The 26,375-nt window shown below is 33.8% G+C and carries 25 protein-coding genes; 24 read left to right on the top strand and 1 reads right to left on the bottom strand.

The window, feature by feature from the left end:
• The first annotated feature begins 17 nt into the window (after positions 1 to 17).
• From proS to RR554_RS00870, 20 genes are all read left to right on the top strand, one after another.
• Entirely contained in the window at positions 18 to 1,463 is a 1,446-nt protein-coding gene (proS, locus tag RR554_RS00775) for a proline--tRNA ligase (RefSeq protein ID WP_332462083.1), read from the top strand.
• 250 nt (positions 1,464 to 1,713) lie between these two features.
• Positions 1,714 to 2,877: a double-cubane-cluster-containing anaerobic reductase gene (locus tag RR554_RS00780; protein ID WP_332462082.1), complete on the top strand. Its 1,164-nt coding sequence runs from the start codon at positions 1,714 to 1,716 to the stop codon at positions 2,875 to 2,877.
• Between the two features lie 3 nt (positions 2,878 to 2,880).
• A complete protein-coding gene (locus tag RR554_RS00785) occupies positions 2,881 to 3,630 on the top strand; it encodes an acyl-CoA dehydratase activase (RefSeq protein WP_332462081.1) in 750 nt (249 codons plus the stop codon).
• 298 nt (positions 3,631 to 3,928) lie between these two features.
• On the top strand, positions 3,929 to 5,215 hold the full coding sequence (gene prdC / locus RR554_RS00790) for a proline reductase-associated electron transfer protein PrdC (RefSeq protein WP_332462080.1): 1,287 nt from the start codon (positions 3,929 to 3,931) through the stop codon (positions 5,213 to 5,215).
• A 49-nt stretch (positions 5,216 to 5,264) separates the two neighbouring features.
• Complete coding sequence (gene prdA, locus RR554_RS00795; RefSeq protein ID WP_332462079.1) at positions 5,265 to 7,166, top strand: D-proline reductase (dithiol) proprotein PrdA; 1,902 nt, start codon at positions 5,265 to 5,267, stop codon at positions 7,164 to 7,166.
• A gap of 18 nt (positions 7,167 to 7,184) precedes the next feature.
• On the top strand, positions 7,185 to 7,478 hold the full coding sequence (locus tag RR554_RS00800) for a CBO2463/CBO2479 domain-containing protein (protein ID WP_332462078.1): 294 nt from the start codon (positions 7,185 to 7,187) through the stop codon (positions 7,476 to 7,478).
• A 3-nt stretch (positions 7,479 to 7,481) separates the two neighbouring features.
• On the top strand, positions 7,482 to 8,207 hold the full coding sequence (gene prdB / locus RR554_RS00805) for a D-proline reductase (dithiol) protein PrdB (RefSeq protein ID WP_332462077.1): 726 nt from the start codon (positions 7,482 to 7,484) through the stop codon (positions 8,205 to 8,207).
• A 46-nt stretch (positions 8,208 to 8,253) separates the two neighbouring features.
• Positions 8,254 to 8,991, top strand: a complete 738-nt coding sequence (gene prdD / locus RR554_RS00810) for a proline reductase cluster protein PrdD (protein ID WP_332462236.1) — start codon at positions 8,254 to 8,256, stop codon at positions 8,989 to 8,991.
• 30 nt (positions 8,992 to 9,021) lie between these two features.
• Positions 9,022 to 9,492, top strand: a complete 471-nt coding sequence (locus RR554_RS00815; protein WP_332462076.1) for a glycine/sarcosine/betaine reductase component B subunit — start codon at positions 9,022 to 9,024, stop codon at positions 9,490 to 9,492.
• A gap of 29 nt (positions 9,493 to 9,521) precedes the next feature.
• Positions 9,522 to 10,538, top strand: coding sequence for a proline racemase family protein (locus RR554_RS00820; RefSeq protein ID WP_332467225.1), 1,017 nt, complete (start codon positions 9,522 to 9,524; stop codon positions 10,536 to 10,538).
• Positions 10,539 to 10,557: 19 nt separating this feature from the next.
• A complete protein-coding gene (locus RR554_RS00825; protein WP_332462074.1) occupies positions 10,558 to 11,430 on the top strand; it encodes a TSUP family transporter in 873 nt (290 codons plus the stop codon).
• Positions 11,431 to 11,556: 126 nt separating this feature from the next.
• On the top strand, positions 11,557 to 12,579 hold the full coding sequence (selD, locus tag RR554_RS00830) for a selenide, water dikinase SelD (RefSeq protein ID WP_332462073.1): 1,023 nt from the start codon (positions 11,557 to 11,559) through the stop codon (positions 12,577 to 12,579).
• Between the two features lie 16 nt (positions 12,580 to 12,595).
• Positions 12,596 to 13,195 (top strand): sulfurtransferase-like selenium metabolism protein YedF, encoded by a 600-nt coding sequence (gene yedF, locus RR554_RS00835; protein ID WP_332462072.1) that lies wholly within the window; start codon positions 12,596 to 12,598, stop codon positions 13,193 to 13,195.
• Between the two features lie 13 nt (positions 13,196 to 13,208).
• Positions 13,209 to 13,469, top strand: coding sequence for a DUF3343 domain-containing protein (locus tag RR554_RS00840; RefSeq protein WP_332462071.1), 261 nt, complete (start codon positions 13,209 to 13,211; stop codon positions 13,467 to 13,469).
• A gap of 5 nt (positions 13,470 to 13,474) precedes the next feature.
• Entirely contained in the window at positions 13,475 to 15,367 is a 1,893-nt protein-coding gene (gene selB / locus RR554_RS00845) for a selenocysteine-specific translation elongation factor (protein WP_332462070.1), read from the top strand.
• Between the two features lie 9 nt (positions 15,368 to 15,376).
• Positions 15,377 to 16,540 carry an aminotransferase class V-fold PLP-dependent enzyme gene (locus tag RR554_RS00850; protein WP_332467226.1) on the top strand — a complete coding sequence of 388 codons (1,164 nt, stop codon included), beginning with the start codon at positions 15,377 to 15,379 and terminating at the stop codon, positions 16,538 to 16,540.
• Positions 16,541 to 17,929 (top strand): L-seryl-tRNA(Sec) selenium transferase, encoded by a 1,389-nt coding sequence (selA, locus tag RR554_RS00855; RefSeq protein WP_332462067.1) that lies wholly within the window; start codon positions 16,541 to 16,543, stop codon positions 17,927 to 17,929.
• Positions 17,930 to 18,035: 106 nt separating this feature from the next.
• Positions 18,036 to 18,506, top strand: coding sequence for a GNAT family N-acetyltransferase (locus RR554_RS00860; RefSeq protein WP_332462066.1), 471 nt, complete (start codon positions 18,036 to 18,038; stop codon positions 18,504 to 18,506).
• Between the two features lie 63 nt (positions 18,507 to 18,569).
• Positions 18,570 to 19,130: a TetR/AcrR family transcriptional regulator gene (locus RR554_RS00865; RefSeq protein ID WP_332462065.1), complete on the top strand. Its 561-nt coding sequence runs from the start codon at positions 18,570 to 18,572 to the stop codon at positions 19,128 to 19,130.
• A gap of 159 nt (positions 19,131 to 19,289) precedes the next feature.
• Positions 19,290 to 21,083: an oleate hydratase gene (locus RR554_RS00870; protein WP_332462064.1), complete on the top strand. Its 1,794-nt coding sequence runs from the start codon at positions 19,290 to 19,292 to the stop codon at positions 21,081 to 21,083.
• Between the two features lie 59 nt (positions 21,084 to 21,142).
• On the opposite strand, the gene RR554_RS00875 is transcribed toward RR554_RS00870, so the two are convergent.
• Positions 21,143 to 21,496, bottom strand: a complete 354-nt coding sequence (locus tag RR554_RS00875) for a thioesterase family protein (protein WP_332462063.1) — start codon at positions 21,494 to 21,496, stop codon at positions 21,143 to 21,145.
• Between the two features lie 213 nt (positions 21,497 to 21,709).
• On the opposite strand from RR554_RS00875, the gene RR554_RS00880 reads away from it, so the two are divergent.
• From RR554_RS00880 to RR554_RS00895, 4 genes are all read left to right on the top strand, one after another.
• Complete coding sequence (locus RR554_RS00880; RefSeq protein WP_332467227.1) at positions 21,710 to 22,486, top strand: ABC transporter ATP-binding protein; 777 nt, start codon at positions 21,710 to 21,712, stop codon at positions 22,484 to 22,486.
• The gene (locus RR554_RS00885) at positions 22,479 to 24,065 is read left to right on the top strand and encodes a hypothetical protein (protein WP_332462061.1); all 1,587 of its coding nucleotides are present in this window, start codon (positions 22,479 to 22,481) and stop codon (positions 24,063 to 24,065) included. Before RR554_RS00880 ends, RR554_RS00885 begins: the two co-directional genes overlap by 8 nt.
• Positions 24,066 to 24,076: 11 nt before the next feature.
• Positions 24,077 to 25,585, top strand: a complete 1,509-nt coding sequence (locus tag RR554_RS00890) for a helix-turn-helix domain-containing protein (RefSeq protein ID WP_332462060.1) — start codon at positions 24,077 to 24,079, stop codon at positions 25,583 to 25,585.
• A gap of 68 nt (positions 25,586 to 25,653) precedes the next feature.
• Positions 25,654 to 26,375: GH25 family lysozyme (locus RR554_RS00895; RefSeq protein ID WP_332467228.1), on the top strand; the 722-nt coding region annotated here is incomplete at its 3' end.

The following is a 26,375-nucleotide window of genomic DNA, read 5'->3' on the forward strand; positions in this document are numbered from 1 at the left end:
ATTTAGGAGGAATTAAAATGGCAAAAAAAGAAGGTTTCGTTAAGCAGATAACAAGTCGTGATGTAGACTTTGCTAAGTGGTATACAGACGTTTGTTTGAAAGCTGAATTATGTGATTATTCAAGTGTTAAAGGATGTATGGTTGTTCGTCCGTTGGGTACAGCTTTATGGGAAGGAATTCAACATATTGTTGATACTAATCTTAAAGCAACAGGACACCAAAACGTATTAATGCCAATGTTAATTCCTGAACATTTATTATTAAAAGAAGCAGAACACGTAGAAGGATTTGCTCCTGAAGTAGCATGGGTTACAGCTGGTGGAGATTCACCACTTCAAGAAAGATTAGCAGTTAGACCAACTTCAGAAGTTATGTTCTGTGAGCATTTCAAAAAAATAATTCATTCACATAGAGACTTACCAGTGTTATATAACCAATGGGTAAGCGTTATGCGTTGGGAAAAAACAACGCGACCATTTTTAAGAACAACAGAATTTTTCTGGCATGAAGGCCACACCTGTCATGCTGATTATGAAGATGCCGATAAAGAAGCATTAATGATTTTAGATATGTATGTTGATGTTTGTGAGAATGTTTTAGCAATACCCGTTGTTTCAGGAGTGAAATCTGAAAGTGAAAAATTTGCTGGAGCAGATAAAACATATACGAATGAAACATTGATGTATGATGGAAAAGCTTTACAAATTACTACTTCTCACCATTTAGGAGATAACTTTGGTAAAGCATTTGAGATTACCTACTCAGATAAAAATGGTGAAGAACAATTTGTAAATACAACATCTTGGGCAATTACAACACGAGCAATTGGTGGTTTAATCATGGTTCATAGTGATGACCGCGGTTTAGTGTTACCTCCAAGAATCGCACCAACTCAAGTAGCAATTATTCCAATTGCTCAACATAAAGAGGGCGTTCTTGATAAAGCTTATGATTTACGCGATCAATTGAAAGATAAAGTGACTGTTATGGTTGACGCATCTGACAAACAACCAGGTTGGAAATTCAGTGAAGCTGAAATGAAAGGTTTTCCAGTTAGAATTGAAATTGGACCAAAAGATATTGAAGCTGGTGAAGTAGTAGTCGTTCGTCGTGATACATTAGAAAAAATGACAATGGCATTAGACGAAAACTTAACAGAAAATATCGAAAACTTATTAGACGATATTCATAATAGTATGTTAGAAAAAGCACGTGAACGCCAAAATGCTAAAACACGTGTGGCACATACGAAAGAAGAATTTGAAGAATACGCTAAAGACGGCGGATTTGTTATTGCACCTTGGTCTGGAGACCCTGAAGTGGAAGATCAAATCAAAGAAGAAACAGGTGCTTCATCTCGATGCCTAAGTTTTGAATATCTGGATGCTGATTTAACTGGCGTGAAAGATTTATGGAACGGCAAAGACGCGAAGTACATGATGCACTGGGCAAGAGCATACTAATATTATTTGAAGGTTAATAAAAAGCGGATTAATATCTAGTGTGTTATTTTTAATAAAAATTGCAAAAAAGACAAAATACTTTCCTCGAGTATTTTGTCTTTTTGTTTACACTTTTTTATCGAATGTTCATTAAATATCCATTACTCAAAAGGTGCTTTAAATAGAATAAATAAAAAAACGGATTGAAAAAAAAAGAAAAACCCACTAAGCTTATTGTGAATCAAGACACAAAAGAAATGGAGGATTTTATATGCAAGTTAGAACTGAATTGCCAACGATATTTAACGATTTCGCAGAAGCAAGACAACAAGGTTTTTTAGCTGTAAAAAAATTAAAAGATGAGGGTAAACCGATTGTTGGTGTTTATTGTACTTTTATGCCAGAAGAAATAACTATGGCAGCAGGTGCACTTCAAATTAGTTTATGTTCAACATCTGATGAAACAATTCCTGATGCAGAAGAAATATTACCAAGAAATTTATGTCCACTTATTAAATCTAGTTTTGGTTTTGGTAAAACAGATAAATGTCCATACTTTTATTTCTCAGATTTAATTGTAGGTGAAGCAACGTGTGATGGTAAAAAGAAAATGTATGAATACATGACTGATTTTAAAGATCTCTATCTAATGCATTTACCAAATATGAGAAATAGTCCAGAAGCATTTCAATTATGGAAGGCTGAAATGATTCGCTTTAAAGAAAAATTAGAAGATTATTTTGGTGTTGAAGTAACAGAGGAAGCCATTAGAGAAGCAACTATCTTAAAAAATGAGGAACGTCGTGCGCGTAAGAATTTTTATGGGTTAGGAAAATTGAATCCGCTACCAATTAAAGGGTCTGAAATTTTCAAAGTCATGTATGGAGCTAATTATACATTTGATAAACCAAAATTAATTCAAGATTTAAATGAAATGACTGAAAATATTTTAAAAGATTACGAAGAAACACCCAAAATTAAAAGTAATAAACCACGTATTTTGATTACTGGCTCTCCAATTGGTGGAGTAACTGAAAAAGTAATTCGAGCAATTGAAGAAAATGGTGGGGAAATTGTTGCTTATGAAAACTGTACAGTAGCCAAACCAATTGAACGTCTTGTGGATGAAACAAACCCAGATATTTATGAAGCTTTAGCTGAAAAATACTTAGATATTGGATGCGCGTGTCTTTCTAATAACCAACCAAGAATTGATATGCTTGATCGTATGATTGATGAATATCAAGTAGATGGCGTTTTAGATATGGTTCTCCAGTTCTGTACACCGTTTTCTGTTGAGTCACTTAAAATTAAAGAGTTTTGCCAAAAAGAAAAAGGTGTACCATATCTTTATTTGGAAACAGATTATTCCAATGCGGATGTGGAACAAATTAATACGAGAGTAGAAGCTTTTATTGAAATGATGGGAGGATAAATCATGCGTGTAATAGGACTTGATTCAGGATCAACCACAACAAAAGGTGTGTTGATGGAAGATGATGTGATTAAAAATCAAGCATTAGTATTAACCGCAGGAAATCCTAAAAAAGCCATGGCTGATATACTTGATCAGTTAGGCTATGATAAAGAAACACTACTTGTTACAACGGGTTATGGACGAAGGTTGGTAGAAGCAGACAAGTGTATTACTGAAATTACGTGTCATGCTAAAGGTGCCAAATTTTTAAATCCTGATATCACGAGTATCATAGATATTGGTGGGCAAGATAGTAAGACAATTCGTTTAGATTCATTTGGTCAAGTGGAAGAATTTAATATGAATGATAAATGTGCAGCTGGCACAGGAAGATTTGTGGAAGTACTAATGCGCATTTTAGGTGAAGAAATTGATCATCTTGATACTTTTGTTAATAATGCAGAACCAATTAAAATAAATAGTATGTGTACTGTTTTTGCAGAAACAGAAGTTATCAGCTTAACTGCTAAAGGAGAATCAAGAGAAGATATTGCTTTAGGTGTACTTCATTCAATTTGCCATCGAATTCATGGGCAATTTTTAAAAATTTCTCCCAAAAAAGAAGAATTAATTTTCTTTTCAGGTGGTTTATCAGGAAGCAAAGAAATGAAAAAGATTTTAGAAGATTTCACAGGTAATAAATTAGTTACGCATCCTTTAGCTCAGTATACAGGAGCAATTGGGGCGGCTAGAATGATTAAGAAAATGTGAAAGAATCACATTGTTTTCGTGAAAGCGGACACATTAAAAGACTGTGAAATAATATCAAAATAAAAATAGATTTTAATCTGTTATTTTATTTTGTTTGTGAATATTTTACTTAAAATCACGAAGAAAACACTATCAGTTTATATCACGATTGAATAAGTTTAAAAGGCTAAGAAGGTAAAAATGTAACATAATAAATAGAAAAGGGGGTACCCAAATTTTATTCTATGTGTTATTATGTTCACGAGATTTGTTAACCTTCAAATGCTCACGATATCACAAAAAACAGGAGGTGAAAAAAGTGACCGTATTTTATATGCCATTAAAACAACACGTTGGAGCACCATGTGAAGCGTTAGTGAAAAAAGGCGATAATGTTAAACGAGGAGAACTTATCGCTATCCCAGCTGGTTTGGGAGCTAATATTCATGCAAGTGTTTCAGGTAAAGTGTCTGAGGTAACTACTGAAACTATCGCGATAGTTCCAGCTAGCGAACAAAATGTTGATTATATCCCTTTAAAAGAATCAGATTCCAAGTTAGCTTTAGTTGAAGCAGCAGGAATAGTTGGTGCTGGAGGAGCTGGATTTCCGACACATGTTAAATTAAATGTGGAGATTCCAGAAGGATATTTTATTGCCAATGCTGTTGAATGTGAAGCTTTACTTAGCCATAACATTAAACAGATTAGAGAACATTCGGACCAATTAGTTCGCGGCGTCAAATATGTGATGGAAATCACGAAAGCTAAAAAAAGTTATATAGCTGTTAAAGATAAAAATCGTCAAGCCGTTATCGAACTTTTAAAAGCAACAAAAGACGAACCGTTTATTGAAGTTTTTAGATTACCTGATCTTTACCCAGCTGGAGATGAACGAATGATTATTCGTGAAATTCTAGGTGTTGTTTTAGAACCAGGCCAATTACCTATTGAGGTAGGTGCTGTGGTTTCAAACGTTGAAACATTAAAACATATTGTTGAAGCGATTGAAGACCGCAAACCATTCATTGATAAAGACGTAACCGTTTCTGGTCGTGTGAAAGATGAATCTCATGTTTTCTTTAATGTTCCGATTGGTTTACCTGTTAAAATCTTAATTGACGAAGCAGGTGGATACATAGAACCTCATGGAGAAATAGTAATTGGCGGACCTATGACCGGGTCTAGCGGCACAGAGTCAACCCCAGTAACTAAAACAACTGGTGGAGTATTAGTAGCAATGCCTTTCCCACAAGAAAATCGTAAAGTTGGTATTTTAATTTGTGAATGTGGTGGTTCAAAAGAACGCCTAACAGAAATTGCCAATAACATGGGAGCAGAAGTTGTTGCTAGTGAAATGTGTAAGCGAATGGTAGAAGTAAATGGACGATATAGATGTTCTAAACCAGGCGTATGTCCTGGGCAAGCCGAAAAAATCATGAAGATGAAAAAAGAAGGTGCCGAAGTAGTAATTACAGGTACCTGCTCCGATTGAACTAACACCGTCTTAGGTGTCGCTCCTAGGTTAGGAGTTCCAGTTTATCATCACACAGATCATGTTCTTCGCGCAGTTGGACATAAACTATATCGTAAACTACCAAATAAATAGTGTTATAGAAGAAATACAATTTATTAAAAATATTAGGAGGAGTTTTCGAATGTCTATTACTGTAGAAACTGCGAAAGATCATGCAAAAGATCCTGCGGTGCTTTGTTGTCGCGCGGAAGGAAATATCATCATTGAACCATCTAACTTGGAAGATCCAGCGATTTTCCCTGATTTAGAGGATTCAGGTTTACTAGAAGTTCCAGAAAATTGTTTAACAATTGAGGAAGTATTGGGTGCTAAATTATTAGCTACAACAGACGCTTTAGTTCCATTAACACCAGAATTAGTAGAAGGTGCGAATGTGATTGAAGAAGAAGTTGTTGAAGAGATAGTAGAAGAAGTTGTTGAAAATACACCATCAGCTACACCAGCACCAGTTGCAGTAGCACAAACAGCTGTAACAACAAATCAAACAATCAAAATTCATATTGCTGAAGGAAAAGGTATAGATTTAGAATTACCTATCGTTATGACGGGAGGCACTACAAGTGCACCAGTAGCACCAGCTGCTCAAGCAACAGAAGCTACTACTTCAGGAGTTGAATCAAGTACTTCAGTGGTTGCTGAAAAAGAAGAAGAAGCAATTAAAATGCGTTCAGTTAAGAGAGAGCATTTAATGATTAAGGAAGTTGTTTTCGGAGATGAAACAAAAATCGAAGGAACAACATTAACAATCAGAGATCCTAAAGTATTAGGTCAAGAAGCTGTTGAGTTAGAAAACTTAGTAACTGACATGAAAATCGATATTATTACACCAGATCGTTACGGTGAATATAGCGAAACAATCATGGATGTTCAACCAATTGCAACTAAAACAGAAGGCGATTTAGGTCACGGAATTACTCGTGTACTTGATGGCGTTGTTATGGTTGTTACTGGTACTGACGAAAACGGTGTTCAAATTGGTGAGTTTGGTTCATCAGAAGGTGAATTAGACCGTAACATCATGTGGGGACGCCCTGGTGCTCCAGAAAAAGGCGAAATCTTTGTTAAAACGCAAGTAACAATCAAAGCGGGCGCTAATATGGAAAGACCTGGACCTCTTGCTGCTCATAAAGCATCTGATTATATTACACAAGAAATCAGAGAAGCTCTTAAAGTTGCTGATGCATCTCTTGTTTATAACGAAGATGAATTAGTTCAATACCGTCGTCCTGGTAAGAAAAAAGTTCTTGTTATTAAAGAAATTATGGGACAAGGTGCAATGCATGATAACTTAATCATGCCAGTTGAACCAGTTGGTACATTAGGTGCAAAACCTAACGTTGACTTAGGTAACTTACCAGTTATCTTAGCGCCAACAGAAGTTATGGATGGTGGTATTCATGCGTTAACTTGTATTGGACCAGCTTCTAAAGAAACATCTCGTCATTACTGGCGTGAACCTTTAGTTCTTGAAGCAATGAAAGATGAAGAAATCGACTTAGTTGGAGTTATGTTTGTAGGATCTCCTCAAGCAAACTCTGAAAAATACTATGTATCAAAACGTTTAGGTATGACAATTGAAGCAATGGGCATCGATGGTGCTATTGTGACAACTGAAGGTTTTGGGAATAACCATATTGATTTTGCTTCTCATATTGAAGAAGTTGGTAAACGTGGCATTCATGTTGTTGGTGACTCTTATAGTGCCGTTCAAGGTGCTTTAGTTGTTGGTAACAAAGAAATGATTGCGATGGTTGATAACAACAAATCAAAACAAGGTATTGAAAATGAAGTATTATCAAACAATACACTATGTAAAGAAGATGCGATTCGTGACTTAGCAATGTTGAAAACATTAATGGGTGGCGGAACAATCAAAGAAGCAGAACGTAAATGGAATCCTAACGTTAAAGAAAATAACCTTGAAATCATTGAAAAAACAACCGGTCAAAAAATTGAACGTGTTGAAAATGAACAAATCTTACCTAAGAGTAAAAAACGTCAAGAGATTTACGAAAAAGAATAAAAAATCGTAGGTGAGAAGATGGATAGAATAGATCAATTAAAGTATTTATCAACTGAGAGAATGTTTGAAGGAATACTAGTAGATATTACTGATGCAAGCGTGACGATTGATATTAAAGGTCGTTTAGGACAATTTAAAATTCCAAGAAGAATGTTAATTTCTGAATATGACGTTAAAATTGGCCAAGAAGTTGGCTTTATGATGTCATACCCTGAAGTTTTAGATGAGAATCCTAATGAACATTATGTCAATGCAATCACAGAACATCAAGCAAGACAAGAAAAAATGATGAAATCACGAGAGGAGATTTAAACCATGAGTTTAACGGTTTTTGAAGGTTTACAATCAGAAATTTACGTACCAATTACACCAAAATCAATCTTTACTCCTGTAAAAAAAGAGTTAAAAGAAATGCGTGTAGCCATGGCAACAGCTGCTGGGGTACATTTAAAAACAGATCCAAGATTTAATTTAGCAGGGGATACAAGTTATCGAGAAATCCCTGATACTGCAACAACAGAAGAGTTAATGGTTTCTCACGGTGGATACGATAATGCTGACGTTAACCGTGACATTAATGCTATGTTCCCAATTGATCGTCTACATGAATTAGCTAAAGAAGGCTTCATTAAAGAAGTTGCTCCTATGCACTTTGGTTTCATGGGTGGCGGGGGAGACCAAGATGCATTTCACGATGTGACTGGTCCAGAAATCGCTCAAAAATTAGTGGAAGAAGACGTTGATGCAGTTGTCTTAACAGCTGGCTGAGGGACTTGCCACAGAACTGCCGTGATCGTGCAGAGAGCTATTGAGGAAGCAGGAATTCCTACAATTTTAATCGCCGCTCTACCTCCAGTAGTGCGTCAAAATGGTTCACCTAGAGCAGTTGCTCCATTAGTTCCAATGGGTGCAAATGCAGGAGAACCTCACAATATTGAAATGCAAACAGGTATCTTAAAAGATACATTAAAAGAATTAGTAGCAATTGAAACTCCAGGAAAAATTGTTAGTTTACCTTACGAATACATTGCTCACGTTTAGTAGAGAATAAAGTAAGTTTTGATTGAAATGAAAGCTGGGTTAAATGATGAATCAAAGAGAGCTAAAAATAAAAGCTTTTCACATGAACACAGTGACATCAGGAGATAAGTTTCAATTAGACGCTAACGCTCTACAAATAAAGAATAGTTATGATGTTGTTGATGAGGACATCAAAGAAGTATCTATCCAGCTTTTGTCTCCGTATCACCTAAATGTTAGCACCAACACTATTATGGATGTTATTCCAATATCCACTAAAGTGTTGGGGCAACTTGGTGATGGTATAACACATACCTTAACAGGTGTTTGTGTTGTTTTAACGGGAGCCATTGAAGAGGGAGAACAGATGCATGAATTTGGTTCTTCAGAAGGTATTTTGTCAGAAAATTTGCAACTTAATCGAGTAGGTACGCCGAAAGAGACTGATTATATTATTCATATTGATATTTTAGCTGAAAAACAGGCAAAATTTGATCGTGAATTATGTTTGAAAATGTTTGAAATTACTGACAATTACATTCAAGAAATAAGAGAAGCTTTAAAAATGATGGATGGTCGATTAGCGACAGAAAGTCATCATTTTGTTGAAACATATAACGTGGATAAGCCAAAAGTGGCACTTGTCAAACAAGTGGCAGGTCAAGGTGCCATGTATGATAATATGATTTTTCCAAATGAACCAAGTGGTTTTGCAGGTGGAACGTCTATTATTGATATGAACAACGTGCCAATTATTATTTCGCCAAACGAATATCGTGACGGTGCTATCAGAGCGATGGTCTGATGTTTTTGTGGTAAAGAGAGTGGGATAACTATGGGAATAGGACCTTCAACAAAAGAAACCACCCTCCATCACTTTCAAGATCCACTTGTCGATTTGTTGTCAACTGATCCTGATATTAATTTTCTAGGTGTTGTTGTTGTTGGAACGCCGCAAAGTAACAAAATGAAATACTTTGTGGGAAATAGAACAGCAACTTGGTTGAAAAGTATGAGTTGTCAAGGAGCGATCGTCTCAACAGATGGTTGGGGTAATTCAGACGTTGATTTTGCCAATACATTAGAAGAAATCGGAAAACGTGATATTAGTGTGATTGGCTTAAAATTTATCGGAAAACAAGCGAAATTTGTTGTAGAAAATAATTACACGGACTTTGTTTTAGATTTTAATAAATCTGAAGAAGGAAAAGAGACCGAGGTAGTTGGGGAAAATACGATAGATTCTCGCGATGCAAGTAAAGCGCTTGCATCCATTAAATTAAAGATGAGAAAAGATAAAAGGTAAATTAACTTTTTGAAGGGAGTCATATAAAAATGAAATTTTCAAAAATGATGTCAGCAATTGATACACATACAGCTGGAGAAGCAGCTCGTCTAGTTATCGGTGGAATTCCCAAATTCCCTGGAAAAACTATGGCTGAGAAAAAAGAATATTTAGAAACACAAAAAGATTATTTAAGAACGTCTATTATGCATGAGCCTAGAGGTCATAATGAAATGTTTGGGGCATTTATTTGTGAGCCAGTTCACGATGAAGCTGATTATGGTATTATTTTTATGGATGCTGGTGGCTACTTAAATATGTGTGGACATAATACAATTGCAGCAATGACTGCAGCTGTAGAAACTGGTTGGGTTGATGTTGAGCCTGGTCAAAGAGAAGTAAAAGTTGTTCAAGATACACCTGCAGGAATTGTTCATGGAGAGGTTCATTTAAGTGAAGATTACTATGCAGAATCAGTATCATTTGAAAACGTGGAATCATTCTTATACAAAGAAGGCGTAAAAGTTAACGTGCCAGAAATTGGTGAATTAACAATTGATATCTCATTTGGTGGTAGTTTCTTTGCTATCTTACCAGCAACTGATTTAGGTATAGAAATCAAACCTGAAAACGCATCTAAATTCTCCGATGTAGGAATTAAAATCAGAGATGCTGTTAATGAGCAAGTAGAAATTCAACATCCGACATTAGAACATATTAAAACAGTTGATTTAGTAGAAATCTATGGTCCAGCAACAAGCCCAGATGCAACTTATCAAAATGTTGTTGTCTTTGGTGATGGACAAGTTGACCGTTCACCATGCGGTACTGGTACAAGTGCTAAATTAGCAACATTATATGCTAAAGGTGAAATGGGTATTGGGGATACATTTGTTTACGAAAGTATTTTAGGTACTAAATTTAAAGGCGAAGTAGTACGTACAGCGGAATTAGGCGATTATAAAGCTATCATTCCTCGCGTATCTGGTTCAGCAAATATTAACGGATTTAATACATTTTTAATTGATCCAAAAGATCAACTTAAAGATGGATTCGTATTGGGCTAGATAGGAAGGGAGTAAAAAAATGGTAGCAGTATTATTAGGTATTTTAGGTTTATTACTTCTTTACTACGTATTCTTCTTAGTGAAAGATTTAATTGCAAATAAAGCAAGTTTAGGAAATGAAAGTCTTCCGATTGCCATTGGAATAGGTTTTGTTACAGACTTTTTGGATACTTTAGGAATTGGTAGCTTCGCACCTACTACAATGTTATTTCAATTAACAAAATACATGGATGATGATAAAAAAATTCCAGGAACGCTTAATATAGCTCACACAATTCCTGTAATGATTGAAGCGTTTATCTTCATTAAAGTAGTTGATGTTTCACCAGTTACTTTATTATCACTTGTATTTGCAGCAATTATTGGTTCTTGGGTAGGATCTAAAACTGTAGCTAAATTACCTGAAAAGAAAGTACAACTTTACATTGGATTAGCTCTAGTTGTAACTGCCTTTTTAATGGCAGCTAGACAATTAGGCTGGCTTGATATGCTAGGCGCTGGTAATACAGCAACAGCCTTAACTGGTATTAAATTAGTTATTGGTGTTGTAGGAAACTTCATTTTTGGAGCTTTAATGACAATTGGTGTAGGACTTTATGCACCTTGTATGGCAATGGTATATATGTTAGGACTTAATCCATTGATTGCATTTCCAATCATGATGGCTTCTTGTGCTGGTTTAATGCCAGTTGCTGGAGTTGAGTTTATTAAAAATGGTAATTATTCAAGAAAAGGAACAATTGGTATTATTATTGGTGGCGTAATTGGGGTTGCGATTGCAGCTAAATTTGTAACTGATATGCCAATGGATGTTCTAACTTGGGTTATTATCGCAGTCATTATTTATACAGGTATTACTTATATCTTAAAGAGCAGAAAAACAGTAGCTTAATAATAAAGGACGAAAATAAAGCTCTTTTAATCTTTATTTTCGTCCTTTTTAATTTGTCTGTTAAAATAACAATATAATAGCGTTTTTATGGTATTGTTGTTTTAGTAGATAAGAGGAGATGACAACATGGAAAATTCAGAACAATTGATTGTATGCGGTGGCTGTAATGCTAAGATTGGACCAGGAGATTTAGGAGATTTACTTGCGGATTTACCAAAAGTAACGAGCGAGAAACTTTTAGTCGGGTTTGAAAACACGGATGATGCTGCTGTTATAAAAATTAGTGATGATCAAGTAATTATACAAACACTAGATTTTTTCCCAACGATGGTAACTGATCCTTATTTGTTTGGAAAAATCGCAGCAGCTAATGCATTAAGCGATATTTATGCAATGGGTGGTACCGTTTTATCTGCTTTAAATATTGTCGCATTTCCTGAAGAAAAGGATTTTCAAATATTAAAAGAAATTTTAAGAGGCGGGGCTGAGAAAGTTCAAGAAGCTGGTGGTATTTTAGCTGGTGGACACTCAATCCATGATCATTCCGTTAAATATGGTTTATCAGTTACAGGCACAGCAAGACCTGAGGAAGTTTTAATGAATAACGCAGGACAAATTGGTGATCATTTAATTTTGACTAAACCTTTGGGTGTTGGTGTCATTACAACGGGATATAGCGTTGGTGAAATTAGTAAAGAAGCCTTTGAAGTGGCGACAGACTATATGCAAACACTTAATAAATACGCAATGGATATTGCTAAAAAATATCCAATTAATAGTTGTACTGATGTGACTGGATTTGGACTTTTAGGTCATTTACATGAAATGTTACATGATGAATTCTCAGCAGTAATTGATAGTAATAATTTACCTTATTTTAAAGAAGCTTATACTGGAGCAAAAGAATTTATTTTAACAGCTGGTGGTCAACGAAATAGAAATTACTTAACAGAATTTGTTTCTTTTGAAGTAGATGATTTTGGTATTGAGGAACTACTATTTGATCCTCAAACGTCTGGCGGTTTATTAATTAGTATTGCAGAAAAAGATGCAGAAAAATTAGTTAAAGAGTTGAATGAAGCTGGAATTCCAGCTAAAGATTTTGGTCAAATAATTGAAAAAACAACGAACGAAATGATTGTTAAATAAGAAAGGTGAGATAGATATGTTTGAAATTGATGCAAGAGGGATGGCTTGTCCATTGCCAGTTATTAAAACTAAAAAAGCGTTGAAAGAAAATGAAAGTGTTACAACAATTGTTGATAACGATATTGCGACTCAAAACTTAAAAAAATTAGCTGAACAACTTGGTTTGACGTATCAACGAGAAGAAATTTCTAATACTCACTTTGTTACTGTCATTAGTAAAGAAGGTGCTCAGATTGAGATTTCTAATACAGTAAATACAGAAGAACTTGTACCGGAAAAAATTGGTTATACAGTAGCTATTGACACAGATGTAATGGGTAGAGGCTCAGATGAGTTAGGGGCTAATTTAATGAAAGCCTTTATTTATTCTTTACTTGAACAAGACGAATTACCTGAAACGATTATTTTTTATAACGGTGGGGTGAAATTAGCGGTTGAAGGCTCAGATGTGTTAGATGATTTAAAACAAATGAAAGAGCAAGGTGTGACGATCTATGCTTGTGGCGCTTGTTTGAATTTTTATGGCTTAACAGATCAACTTGCCATTGGAGAAATTACCAATATGTATCGTATCGTTGAAATGATGAGTTCAGCGATTAAAGTGGTAAAACCATAGGAGGCTATAAAGCATGAAAGAATATGGCGTACTTCTTTTTGAATCCACGCATCATGCGATGGAAGCTGAGAAATATCTTAAAGAAAAAAATCTTCCAGCTAGAATTATTTCAACACCAGAAAAAATTAAAGAAAGCTGTGGTTTTTCTTTAAAATATGATATTGAGGTTGAACAAGAAATTTTAGCGTTACTGAATCAACATGACATTTTATTTGAAGGCTACTTTCATGCAAGTGGTAAGGGGCTGAACATGACGTATAGAAAGGTTGGCTAAGGCATATGGCAGATATCGTAATTGGAACAGCTGGACACATTGACCATGGTAAAACGACGTTAATTAAAGGATTAACGGGCATTGAAACAGATACAACGAAAGAAGAAAAAACAAGAGGACTGTCAATTAATTTAGGGTTTGCTTATCTTGATTTACCTAATAAAAAACGCGTTGGAATTGTAGATGTCCCTGGACATGAAAAATTTATCAAAAATATGGTAGCTGGTCTTCCAGGTATTGATTTGATTTTGTTAGTTATCGATGCTGCAGAAGGAATCATGCCGCAAACAAAAGAGCATATTGATATTTTAACCTTACTCGGTATTCAACACTTTATGATTGTCTTAACTAAATGCCAAACAGTTGATGAAGATTTAAAAGAACTTGTAAAAGAGGATATTAAAGAACAATTATCTGATACAGTATTAAAAGATGCACCTTTAATTGAAACGGATGCTGTCGAAAAAATTGGGCTGGATGAATTAAAAATGGCGATTCAACACTTTGCTGAACAGATTCCAGAAAAAACTATTCAGGAAGTAGGCCGATTAAATGTTGACCGAGTTTTTTCTGTTAAAGGGTTTGGAACAGTTGTTACAGGAACGTTGATTGATGGTACTTTCAAAGTAGGGGATGAGTTGACAGTATTTCCAAGTGGCAAAAAGACTAAGATTCGAACAATTCAAGTTCATGAAACAGATAAAAAAGAAGCTTTTTCTGGGCAACGAACAGCACTTAATCTAACGAATATTTCTAAAGAAGAAATTTCAAGAGGGGACGTTTTAACGAATGGCGTTTCTCTTGAGGCGACGTGGATGCTAGATGCCAAAGTAGCATGTTTACCTCATGCTAAATTAGGCTTAAATTTATGGGACAGAGTGAGAGTGTTAGTTGGAACTCAAGAAGTTTTTGCTAGATTGGTACCAATTGGTCAAGAGAGAATTGAAGCTAATGAAGAAGGCTTTGTTCAACTTCGGTTAGAAGAACAGCTTGCTGTTAAAACGGGAGATAGATTTATTATGCGTGCTTACTCACCGATGGTTACTATTGGTGGGGGCCAGGTCTTGGACGCGGTACCTAGTAAGCATCGCCGCTTTAAACAAGATGTTTTAGATAGTCTGAAAGTCAAAGAAGAAGGAAATATGGATCACTTGATTTTAGACTTTTTAGTTAACCAACAAGCCATTGTTGGAACAGTTAAAGACATTAGTGATTACATGAATTTACCAAAGGATTCCGTTCAATCGATGTTAGTATCTCTTAAAGAAGAGGGAGCAGTTATTCAATTATCTGATTCTGAATGGGTTCACTTAAATAAATTGCAGCAAATTAAACGCCTTTTATATCAAGAGTTGGATCAATATCATAAACTTTATCGTTTGCGACCAGGGATGCCTCTAGAAGAGGTTAGGTCAAAAGTAAAAAATATATTAACACCAAAACAATTAGATAAAGTAGTGACACTATTAGCAGAAAATGACGACTTGAAACTATCTAATCATCGTCTATCTCATCCTGATTTTAAAATTGAATTAAATAAATATCAAGAAAAAGTAAAACAACAAATTGAAAAGAAAGTTATTCAATCTGGTTTTACACCACTTAAAAAAGAAGATTTAGCACAATTGGATGAAAAAAATGGAAAAGATGTTTTAGAGATGCTTGAAGGTCAAAGTTTAGTATCATTAACATTTGAGTATGTTATTAGTCAAGAATACTATCAAAAATCAGTGGACTTAGTAAAAGCTTTTATCCGCAAAAACAAGTCAATGACGATTGCTGATTTTAGAGATATGACTGAGTCAAGTCGTAAGTCATCCATGCTAATTTTAGAATGTTTAGATGAACAACGGGTAACAAAGAGAGTTGACAATACACGTGAATTGATGGAAGGGTAGGGAAAAGTCATGTCGATTTATTTTGATAATGCGGCAACGACAGCTAAGAAACCAAAAGAAGTTGCTGAGGCAGTCTACCAAACGTTACTTTCAGGAGAATATGGAAACCCAGCGAGAGGAAGCCATGATTATTCTTTAAATAGTTTTAGAACAGTTGCTGCGGTAAGAGAGCAGATTAAGGAATTAGTGTCCGCACCAGCAACTTATGAAGTCGTATTTACTAACAACGCTTCTACGTCTCTTAATATGATGCTAAAAGGCCTGATTAAACCTAATGCTCATGTAATTACGACTTCTTGGGAGCACAATGCGGTTTTACGTCCCTTGTATCAGCTAGTCGCTACTCAAAATGTAACACTTGATATAATAGAGAGTGACGAAATAACGGGACATTTGAGAGTGTCAGATATTGAAGATAAAATCACGGATGAAACAACTACGATTGTTGTGGATCATGGCTCAAATGTCACAGGGAATATTATTGATTTAGAAGAAATTAAAGAAATTGCGCAAAAATATAAATTAACCTTAATTGTTGATGGTTCACAAACGATGGGACAATACCCTATTTCGTTAGCAGATGGTGTGATTGATGCTTTTTGTTTCACAGGTCATAAATCACTTTACGGTCCAACGGGAACAGGTGGTATTTGTTTAAAAAGAGAACTAGAAAAAGAATTAGTCCCCTTACTTACTGGAGGAGATGGTATGCAGTCGTTTTCTAAAACTCAACCTCAAGAGCTACCAGTTTTACTTGAGGCAGGAACAATGAACGTTGCAGGAATTCGTGGTTTAAGCGCGGGAATAGATTATGTGAACAGCTTAGGAGTCGCCTCTATTCATGAGCATTTACTAAACTTGAGTAATCATTTTGTTTCAGGAATAAAAGACTTATCAAATGTGCAACTGTACGGTCAATTTAATGCCAAAAGATGTGGTGTGGTATCCCTTAATATTATAGGTATTGACTCAGCAACAGTTAGTGATTGCTTGTGGGAAGATTATGGTATTGCGATTAGGCCAGGTTACCATTGTGCTCCATTAATGCATGAGGCTTTGGGAACTAAAGAACATGGAACCTTACGCTTTTCTTTTTCCTCATTTAACACTTTAGAAGAAGTGGATATCGCAATAAATGCAATTAGTGAATTAAGTAAGGAAGTGGATGAATAAATGATAGACGCAAAACAATTAGCTAACTTGCCTTCTGTTGATTATTTGTTGAAGCATGTAGAATTAAGTAACTTAGTAGATGAATCACCTCAAACGTTTAAAGAAAGTGTTCAGTCTATTTTAAAAGAGATTAGAGCTAATTTTATTTCAGGAAAAATAGAGAGTTTACCAAGTGAAGAGGAAATTATCGTCGAGATTTTAGCGCTTCAAAAGAAGAGTTCTTCATTTTCTTTACAACAAGTAATTAATGCAACAGGGACGATTGTGCATACTAATCTAGGGCGTTCGCTTTTAAGTGAAAAAGTAAAAGAACAACTAGAGAAGGCGGCTTTTTCATATACTAACTTAGAGTATCAGTTAGAAATAGGACAACGTGGGTCACGCTATCAGCATCTTGAAAAGGTTGTTCAAAAATTGACAGGAGCAGAATCTGTTGTAGTGGTTAACAATAATGCAGCGGCTGTGATGCTTACTTTAAGCACGTTAATACCAAATAAAGAAGTTATTATTTCAAGAGGTGAACTAGTTGAAATTGGTGGTTCGTTTAGAATTCCAGAAGTTATTGAATTAAGCGGTGGCAAAATAAAAGAAGTTGGAACAACCAATAAAACTCATGTTGAAGATTATGAACGTGTTTTTTCTGAAGATACTGGAGCAATTATGAAAGTTCATACGAGTAATTACCGGGTAATTGGCTTTACAGAATCTCCCTCAATCGAAGATTTATCAGCATTAGCACATAAACATCAAGTTCCTTTAATCAATGACTTAGGCAGTGGTTTGTTGATTGACATGCAGCAATTTGGACTACCATATGAGCCAACGATTCAGGAAAGTTTGGCGCAAGGGTGTGATGTCGTAATGTTTAGTGGGGATAAGTTGTTAGGTGGCCCACAAGTTGGTGTGATAGTTGGTAAAAAAGAATTTATCGAACCAATGAAAAAAAATCAATTGTTAAGAGCTTTGAGAGTTGATAAATTAACACTAAGTGCTTTAGAAGCAACGCTATCTTTATATTTAGAACCTGAACTTGCAATCAAGGAAATACCAACATTAAAAATGATTAGTAAAAGTTATGAGACTTGTTTGCATGATGCTATTTATCTTGAAGAAGAATTGAAAAAGAAACAATTGCCACTTCAAATTGAGAGGATTTCTGGAAAAAGTCAAGTTGGTGGTGGCTCTTACCCAGAATATCAGTTGCCAAGCGAATTAGTAAGTGTGTTTAATCCAGAGATGACAACGGTACAATTGGAAGAAAAATTGAGAAACTGTGAAATTCCGATTATTACAAGAGTGAGAAATGACCGTATTTTATTTGACGTCAGAACCTTAACTCACAAAGAGATGATAGTGATCTCTGAACAACTAGAAAAATTATTTAAGTAATTAGGAGAGAGTCTTTATTTAGGACTCTTTTTTGATGCTAATATAGTTGATTTTTCTGATAATTATAGTATGATGGCCTTTAAAATAATTTAAAGGAGGCGTCTAAATGATGTTACGAGAAATGACAAGAAAAGATAATCAAGGAGTGAAGGCATTGGTTCAGCGTTCACTTAAATTATTAGGTCTTGATAAACCAGGAACTGCATACTACGATCCAGAATTAAATGATTTATATTCTTTTTATCAAAAAGAAAACAAAGGGAATTATTGGGTGATTGAAGAAAATGGTGTTATTGTTGGCGGTGTAGGTATTGCCTCTTTTAATGAAATTATTTGCGAATTACAAAAATTATATGTTGATACGTCTGTACAAGGAAAGGGCTTAGCTAGTCAATTAATGAATCAAGCCTTATTATTTGCAGAAAATAACTATGAAGCTTGTTATTTAGAAACTCATTCGGATCTAGGTGTAGCCTGTCAATTATATGATAAATACGAATTTGATTTGTTGAGTGGTCCCTTAGAAGGTTCTGTTCATTCTGCTATGGACAAATGGTATTTGAAAAAATTTAAATAGATAAAAAAATAAAAAGAAGTAGTATTAAGCATGTTATAATAAGCAGTATTAGGCGGTGAGATTATGGCAAAAAAATACACAAAAAAGTTAATACACGACACATTTATTTCCATGCTCAATGAACAACCTTTAAAACGAATTTCAGTGAAAGATCTTGCACTTCATTGTGAGATAAATCGAAATGCTTTTTATTATTATTATGCGGATATTTATGAGTTACTTTCAGAAATATTTGAAACCCAATTACAATTAGTGATTAATGAGTTTAATGCATCAAATTCTTGGGAAGAAAGCTTTATTAAGGCAACAGACGTAGCTTTGGCTAATAAAAAAGCCATTTATCATGTATATGATTCTATGCAACAAGATGCATTAGTTAAATTTATTTTTGATATTTCCGGAAATATGATGAAAGAATACGTTAAAAGAGAAAATGAAACGATTCATGCTTCTGAGACTGATCAAGGATTGATTGCAGGCTTCTATCAGTGTGCGTTAACTGGAATGGTCGTAAGATGGCTACAAACAGGTATGAAGGAAGAACCACAAGAAATTGTTGAAAGAATTGGTTATTTATTTGATGGTAATATTGCTATTTCATTAAAGAGAAGTATTGAAAAATAAATTTAGGCAGATTAGGCAGAGTGCCTAGTTTTTACACAATAAGTAGTGAATGTTAGATTTTCTAGCATTCTTTTTTTGTGTCTAATGTTATTTTTTTGCTAGGGAAGTATACTAAATATGTTGAAAAAATAAGACAAACAATGAAAGCTGGGATTTTTCATGGAATTAAAAACATTTGACCCAAGATTAACGTTAACAAACGGTAGTTATCACGCATTAGTTCAAGCTAGAAAGCCTGAAGGTATTGATAATAAGAAAGCGTATCTAATTGGAACAGGGATTGCGTCACTTGCTGCAGGTTGTTTTTTAATTCGAGATGCACATATGGATGGCAGTAAAATAGTTTTCTTAGAACAACTTGATAAAGCTGGTGGTTCTCTAGATGGAGATGTGAGACAAAATGTTGGTTATGTAGCACGTGGTGGACGAGAAATGGGTCATCATTTTGAAGTGCTATGGAGCTTGTTTAGTTCATTACCTGCTACAGAAGATCCTAGTATGAGTGTTTTAGATTATTTTTATTATACAAATTATGATGATCCTAATTACAGTAATTGTCGTGTAACTGAAAACTGTGGTAAACGTTATGATAATGGCAAGTTTAATTTAGGACAAGATTTGGCAAAAGAACTAGCTAGTTTTGTTATGATGAAAGATGACGTTTTGGAAAACAAAACAATTGAGGATATTTTTTCTCAAGAATTAATAGATAGTGATTTTTGGCTATATTGGCGAACAATGTTTGCTTTTGAAAATTGGCATAGTGCATTAGAAATGAAACTTTATATGAATCGATTCATTCACCATGTGGATGGCTTACCAGATTTATCAGCATTACAATTTTCAGAACACGATCAATATACCTCATTTGTATTACCAATGGTGAAATATTTAGAAGATCACGGAGCTAAATTTGAATATGGTGTAACAGTTGATAATGTTATTTTTGATATTAATGACCAACACAAAATAGCAAAAAAAATTGTCGCTACAGACGGTACAGGAAAAGATGCTTCCATTAATTTAACTGAAAATGACCTTGTTTTTATTACTAATGGTTCTATTACAGAAGCGTCAGGTTACGGTGATGATAATACACCGGCCCCATTTAACCGCGAATTAACAGGATGTTGGAACTTATGGGAAAATATTGCAAAACAATCCTCTGAATTTGGAAATCCTGAAAAATTTAATTTTGATTTGGAACAATCCAATTGGGAATCATGTACAGTGACTTGCCATAATGATCGCGTGCCTAAATATATTGAAAAAATAACTAAACGTTCACCATATGGTGGTAAAACAGTGACAGGAGGAATTGTGACAGCTAAAGATTCTTCTTGGTTGTTAAGTTGGACTATTAATCGCCAAGCTCAATATTTAGAACAACCTAAAGATGATGTTATTGTTTGGGTATATGGTTTATTCTCAGACGTTGAGGGAGATTACATCAAAAAAACAATGAGAGATTGTACAGGTAAGGAGATTACTAAGGAATGGTTGTATCATTTAGGTGTTCCAGTTGGAGAAATTGACGAATTATCTGAAACTTGTACAGCTGTACCAGTTATGATGCCTTATATTACTGCACAATTTATGCCTAGACAACAAGGCGACCGTCCATTTGTTGTTCCAAGTAAAGCAGTTAATTTTGCCTTTTTAGGCCAATTTGCAGAAACGTTGGATGATCCAGGACGTGACACTGTGTTTACGATAGAATATTCAGGTAGAACCGCAATGGAGGCTGTCTATGTACTAACTGGTGTTGAAAAAGGTGTGCCAGAAGTCTTTAATTCACGTTATGACATTCGCTATTTATTGTATGCAGGTCTAAGTTTACTTGATGGTGAAAAACCAGATATTAAATTACCTCATTTGATTAAACATGAGTTAACTAAGAAAATAAAAGATACTGAAATTGAGGCGATTTTAGAAGAATATCATATTATTTAATATTTAATAAGAAAGTCGTTTTACTTTGAGCTACAGTAGTCAAAGTAAAACGGCTTTTTTTATTTATTGATTATAAATCTTTCGTGGGTACCACGCCCAACTATAAGTTTTCCAGAAGTTGCTAAAACTGAAAAAGTAATTCTTTTTCGATCAACCTCAATAATTTCTGCAGTGATATCAACTTCCGAACCAAGAGGCAATCCCTTTTCATGAGAAATATTCACTTTTGTACCAACCGATGTTAATTCTTCTGGTAACAGTTCATTAAGTAATCTGTAACTAGCAGACTCCATTTCTTGAATCATGTCTGGTGTTGAAAAAACATCAGGAATTCCCGCTTCAAACCGAGAAGCAATATTATCTTTAGTGACTAATACATGTTTTTTATACGTTTTACCGATTTCAATCGTCATTCTTATTCCCCTTTAAAATTATTTATACTAATCATACGCTATGAGAAACAGCTTTGACAATTAGAAAAGCCAAAATGTTTTTATCTATCAAAAAAAGACTCTATTTCACGAAAAAAATGTTATTAATTGAAGATAATTATTAATTGTTGATTTTTTGTTAAGAAATTATTGTATAATATAGCATAGTAAATAAATAACAAGGAGTTATTTTATATGATTATTTTGGAGAATGTAAAAAAAAAATATGGAACAAAAGAAGCTTTAAAAGGATTGTCTTTAACTATACCTGAAGGGAAAATATTTGGCTTTTTAGGTCATAATGGTGCTGGAAAATCAACGACTATTAAAATGCTAGTTAGCATAACTGAACCAACGTCAGGCAATATTTTATTTGATGGTAAAAAGTTAGAAGATAATCGTTTAGAAATAAAGAAAAGAATCGGATATGTACCTGATACACCTGATATATTTTTACAGTTAACAGCTATGGAGTACTGGAATTTAATCGCTGCAGCATTTGATTTAAGTGAAGACAAAATGAATCAACAGATTAATTATTTAGCTGATTTATTTGATATTAAACATCAAGTAAATAATGAAATTGATAGCTTTTCTCATGGTATGCGCCAAAAAGTTATTGTAATAGGGGCATTATTATCCAATCCTGATATTTGGATTTTAGATGAACCACTTCAAGGGCTTGACCCTCAAGCGGCCTATGATTTGAAGGAATTGATGAAAGAACACACCAAAAATGGTAAAACAGTCATCTTTTCAACTCATATTTTAGATACTGCTGAACAGTTATGCGACGAGTTAGCGATTTTAAAACATGGCGAGTTAATTTATAATGGGGCAGTTTCAGATTTATTAGAAGAGCATCCAGAGAAATCTCTTGAAAGAATATATTTGGAAATGATTGGTCGAGAAGCCGAGCAAAGTCACAGCAATGAAGAGGAATCTGATTTTGGAGGTCAAGAGGATGAATAATTCAAAACGTCAACTTTTGGAATTGTTCAAGGTAAATTTATTATATGCTAATCCTCAAGCAACCAGCCAATTAAGAAAAAAAGGAAAATATGGAAATGCTATCGCCAAAAGTTTGTTGCTTCAGCAACTTATGTTAGGAACTGTTTTTACGTTTATTTATGGTATGAGTATGTTTGTCATTGATTTTAAGGTATACCCAGGCCTGTTTACAAATTACATGGGAATGTTTAGCATATTGAGTTTTGCTCAAGGTGTTTCTGTTGTATATAATGTGTTTTTTGATAGCAAAGATTTCGAAGATTATTTACCATTGCCATTTACACAAAAGAGTATTTTTCTGGCAAAATCGTTGATTGTTGGCTTCTTTTTATTACCGTTCATGTTGCCTGTTATATCACTATTTATTTTAACGGCTTTTAGAAGCCAGTTATTGCTACCGTTAATGATTCCATTTAGTTTAATTCTAGCTGTGTTATATCTCTGTTTATTTATCAGTATTATTATTTATTTGGTATCCTTTTTGGTTCAAACAAAAGTGTTTCAACGATTTAAAACAAGTTTAACAATTTTACTGATGTTTATTCCTTCAGTTGGAATGGTTATTGGGATGATGTATATGAACCAAAGGCAAAGTGAGATGTTTGATTCAAAAGCTATGCCAGACCAATCGGTTATTACCATTTTGAAACCATTCCACGAAATGTTGACTAATCCATTATCTAGTTATGGTTTAATCAGTTTGTTAGGTATTATTTTTTGCTTATTGGTAATGAGTTATTTGATCAAGCGTCAAATTTTACCAAAATTGTCTCATCAAACCGCTTCCTTTAAAGTAAGCCGAAAAAAAGTTGCGTATCAAGGTATAAAAAAACAATTAATTCGCTATCACTTTGGTTTGATTAAAAATCCAACACTGCAGATTCAAGTATTAACGTCTGTTGTTATTTTCCCATTAATCATTCTATTACCAATGGCCTTTAATGGAGGAATTAATTTTAGTGGATTACCTTATAGTTATTTCATTGTATTTGTTGTTGGTGGAATTACTTTTTCCTTTTTCACTTTAAGCTCTAACTCTTTGGCTAGTGTGATTATCTCTTTAGATCGAAGTAATTTAATTTTTCTTAAGTCTTTACCGATATCATTTAAAGGGTACATAAAATTAAAATTTAATTTTGCTTTTCTTTTTCAAGTGATTTTAACAACGATTGTTTTGGTTATTACATCTATATTGATACAATTACCAATCTTATTAATGGTGGCTTTATTATTTGGAAACACATTAAGTTGTTATGCAGGGACTTCCTTTTATTTGAAGAAGGATTCAAAAACATTGTCACTTAATTGGACTAATATTAATCAGCTATTCAGCAGAGGAGCGGGCGGGTTTCAAATTGTCGTAACTATTTTAGGAACAATGTTTATTGGTAGTATTTTAATAATTATTCTCGTTACTTGGTTAAATGTGTCGTCTCATGTTTTATTGATTAATGTTGTTATTTTAGCTATTGTGCTTATTCTTTTTATTGGCTATCAACTTAAAATTAATAAAACCTTTTGGAATGAAATGAAAGAATAGGATGAGAAGTAGTGGAAAAAGATCTGTTGAATCTTTTAGATACACAAAATAAAATCATGATTAACATGTTAGATTTAATTTCTGAAAGTCATCGGTGGTATACGGTAAATGAAATAAGTCATGAATTAAATGTTGTTGAAAGAACTGTTCAGCGCTATGTTCATCGATTGAAAGAATTAATAGATGATTACAATGAAGAAAGAAACCATCATGTGTCTATTAGTTATGAAAAATATAAAGGCGTTCTACTTGAAATTGACCGTGGTAGTAATTATATGGAGCTAAAAAGTTATATTTTAGAAAATGATGAAACAATGAAAATTTTTAAATTGATTATTTTTGAAGAGTTTCAATCTATTTCAAAATACGCAGCAGCTGAATTTGTTAGTGAGAACCTTGTTAGAAAATCATTGAAAAAAATCAAAGAATTTTTAAATATGTATCAACTTACATTATCAAGAAGCACGTTTATCATTGAAGGAGAAGAAAAACAAATTCGGTTGATAGTTTATATTAGTGGCTGGATTATTTTTAAAGGAGTCACTTGGCCATTTGATTTTATTAGTCAAGACAAAGTTTATTTATCAGTGGACAGTTTTTCAGAGGAATTAGAAATAGGTTTTTCGGTTATTCATAGAAAACAAATGGCTTATATGCTAGCTGTTAATATTCTAAGGTTAAGAAAAAAACATGTTATTGAAATGGAAGAAGATTGGAAAACGTATGCTAATTTACCTAAGTTGATTGATCGTTTACCTGTATTGAATACATTCATTGAAGATTATAATATTTATATTGAATCAGAACTTTATTTTTATTTAATTCTTATTCAGTTAAAACCTAAGCTTTATGAATCAACAACTTATTGTGATAGTGTATTGAATTATCATAAAAAAATGAACTCTAATGTTTATCAAGCAACAGAGCAATTTATGGATTTATTTAGTCAAAAAATGATTGCTATACCAAATGAATTGAAGGAACGTTTTTTTGTTACTAGTTTTTGTGCACATTTATTTTGTCATTTGTTTTCAAATATTCAAGTTGATATTGATGGTTATATGATCTTTAAAGATTTAGAAAACGACTACCCTAACTTGAAAATAGAGTTATCAAATATGATTAAAGAGCTTCATCAAAGTAATCCTGATCCTTTATTTTTAAGAGAAAACTTTTTGCTACAAAAGTATATGTTGTTGTTTTCTTCTGTATTACCTTTGACGTATTTTGAGCCTATTATTCAAGTTTTTTTAGATACAGATTTACCGTATTTTGTCAAAAACAATGTGACAGAACAAATTGCTAATCGATTTAAATATGAGTTTAACATAGCTTTTATAAATGAAAATGTTCTTGATACAGCAGATTTAATATTAACAAATATTCCTAATGTGTTAGAAGAAGAGTTACGATTTTCCAATAAGGTTCACTTGTTTGAATTTCCTTTTAGTCAAAGAGATTTTGCGGAAATAGAACGTAAAATGAAGGGGATATCTCAAAACAGACTAATAGACATTTAATTAATTATTTACAAGTTTAGAACCTGTGTTAAAATGAAATACAGTTAATAATATTGGAGGTAGAGTTTGTGTTTATAAAAAAAGGGACGTATTTTTTGTTGTCAACGATTGTTTTAGGTAGTTTGGCAACGGTGGTACCGACATTTGTTGAAGCAACAGATGAGCAAGTTGGTAAAATTGAGATGACGGAAAAATCAACTCAGGAGTCAGAACCAAGTGAAAAAGTTGGAGAATCATTACCAGAAGAGTCAGAAGTTAATAATAAAATGGATATTAAAGCCGCAGATGAAGGATTAGAAGACGGTAACACTCATGAAGATGCTGAAGAAGAGGATGAGTTTTATTATCCAAGTAATCGATCAGATTTAACCTCAAGTTTTCGTTCTTACGCAGCACCTAGAGCTAAAAATGATACTATTTCAATAACAGATGTGAATAAACCAAGAGCAGATTTTATTGATGTTTCCTCTCATAATGGTTATATTTCTGTAGAAGAGTACAAAGTTATTCGCTCATATGGTGTTAAAGGAGTTGCAGTTAAGTTAACTGAAGGAACAGGTTATAGAAATCCTGAAGCAAAAAATCAAGTAGCCAATGCAAAAGCGGCAGGGTTAGTTGTTTCGGCTTACCATTATAGTTGGTTTGAAAATGAAGCAAGAGCAAGAAAAGAAGCTCAGTATTTTGCTCAGATGGCCAATGAACTTGGTTTACCTAAATCAACTTTAATGATTAATGACTTAGAAGATGGAAAAATTAAGTATAAAGATAATCATACAAAAAATGCGAAAGC

It is taken from the genome of Vagococcus sp. (assembly GCF_036639995.1).
Lineage (GTDB): Bacteria > Bacillota > Bacilli > Lactobacillales > Vagococcaceae > Vagococcus.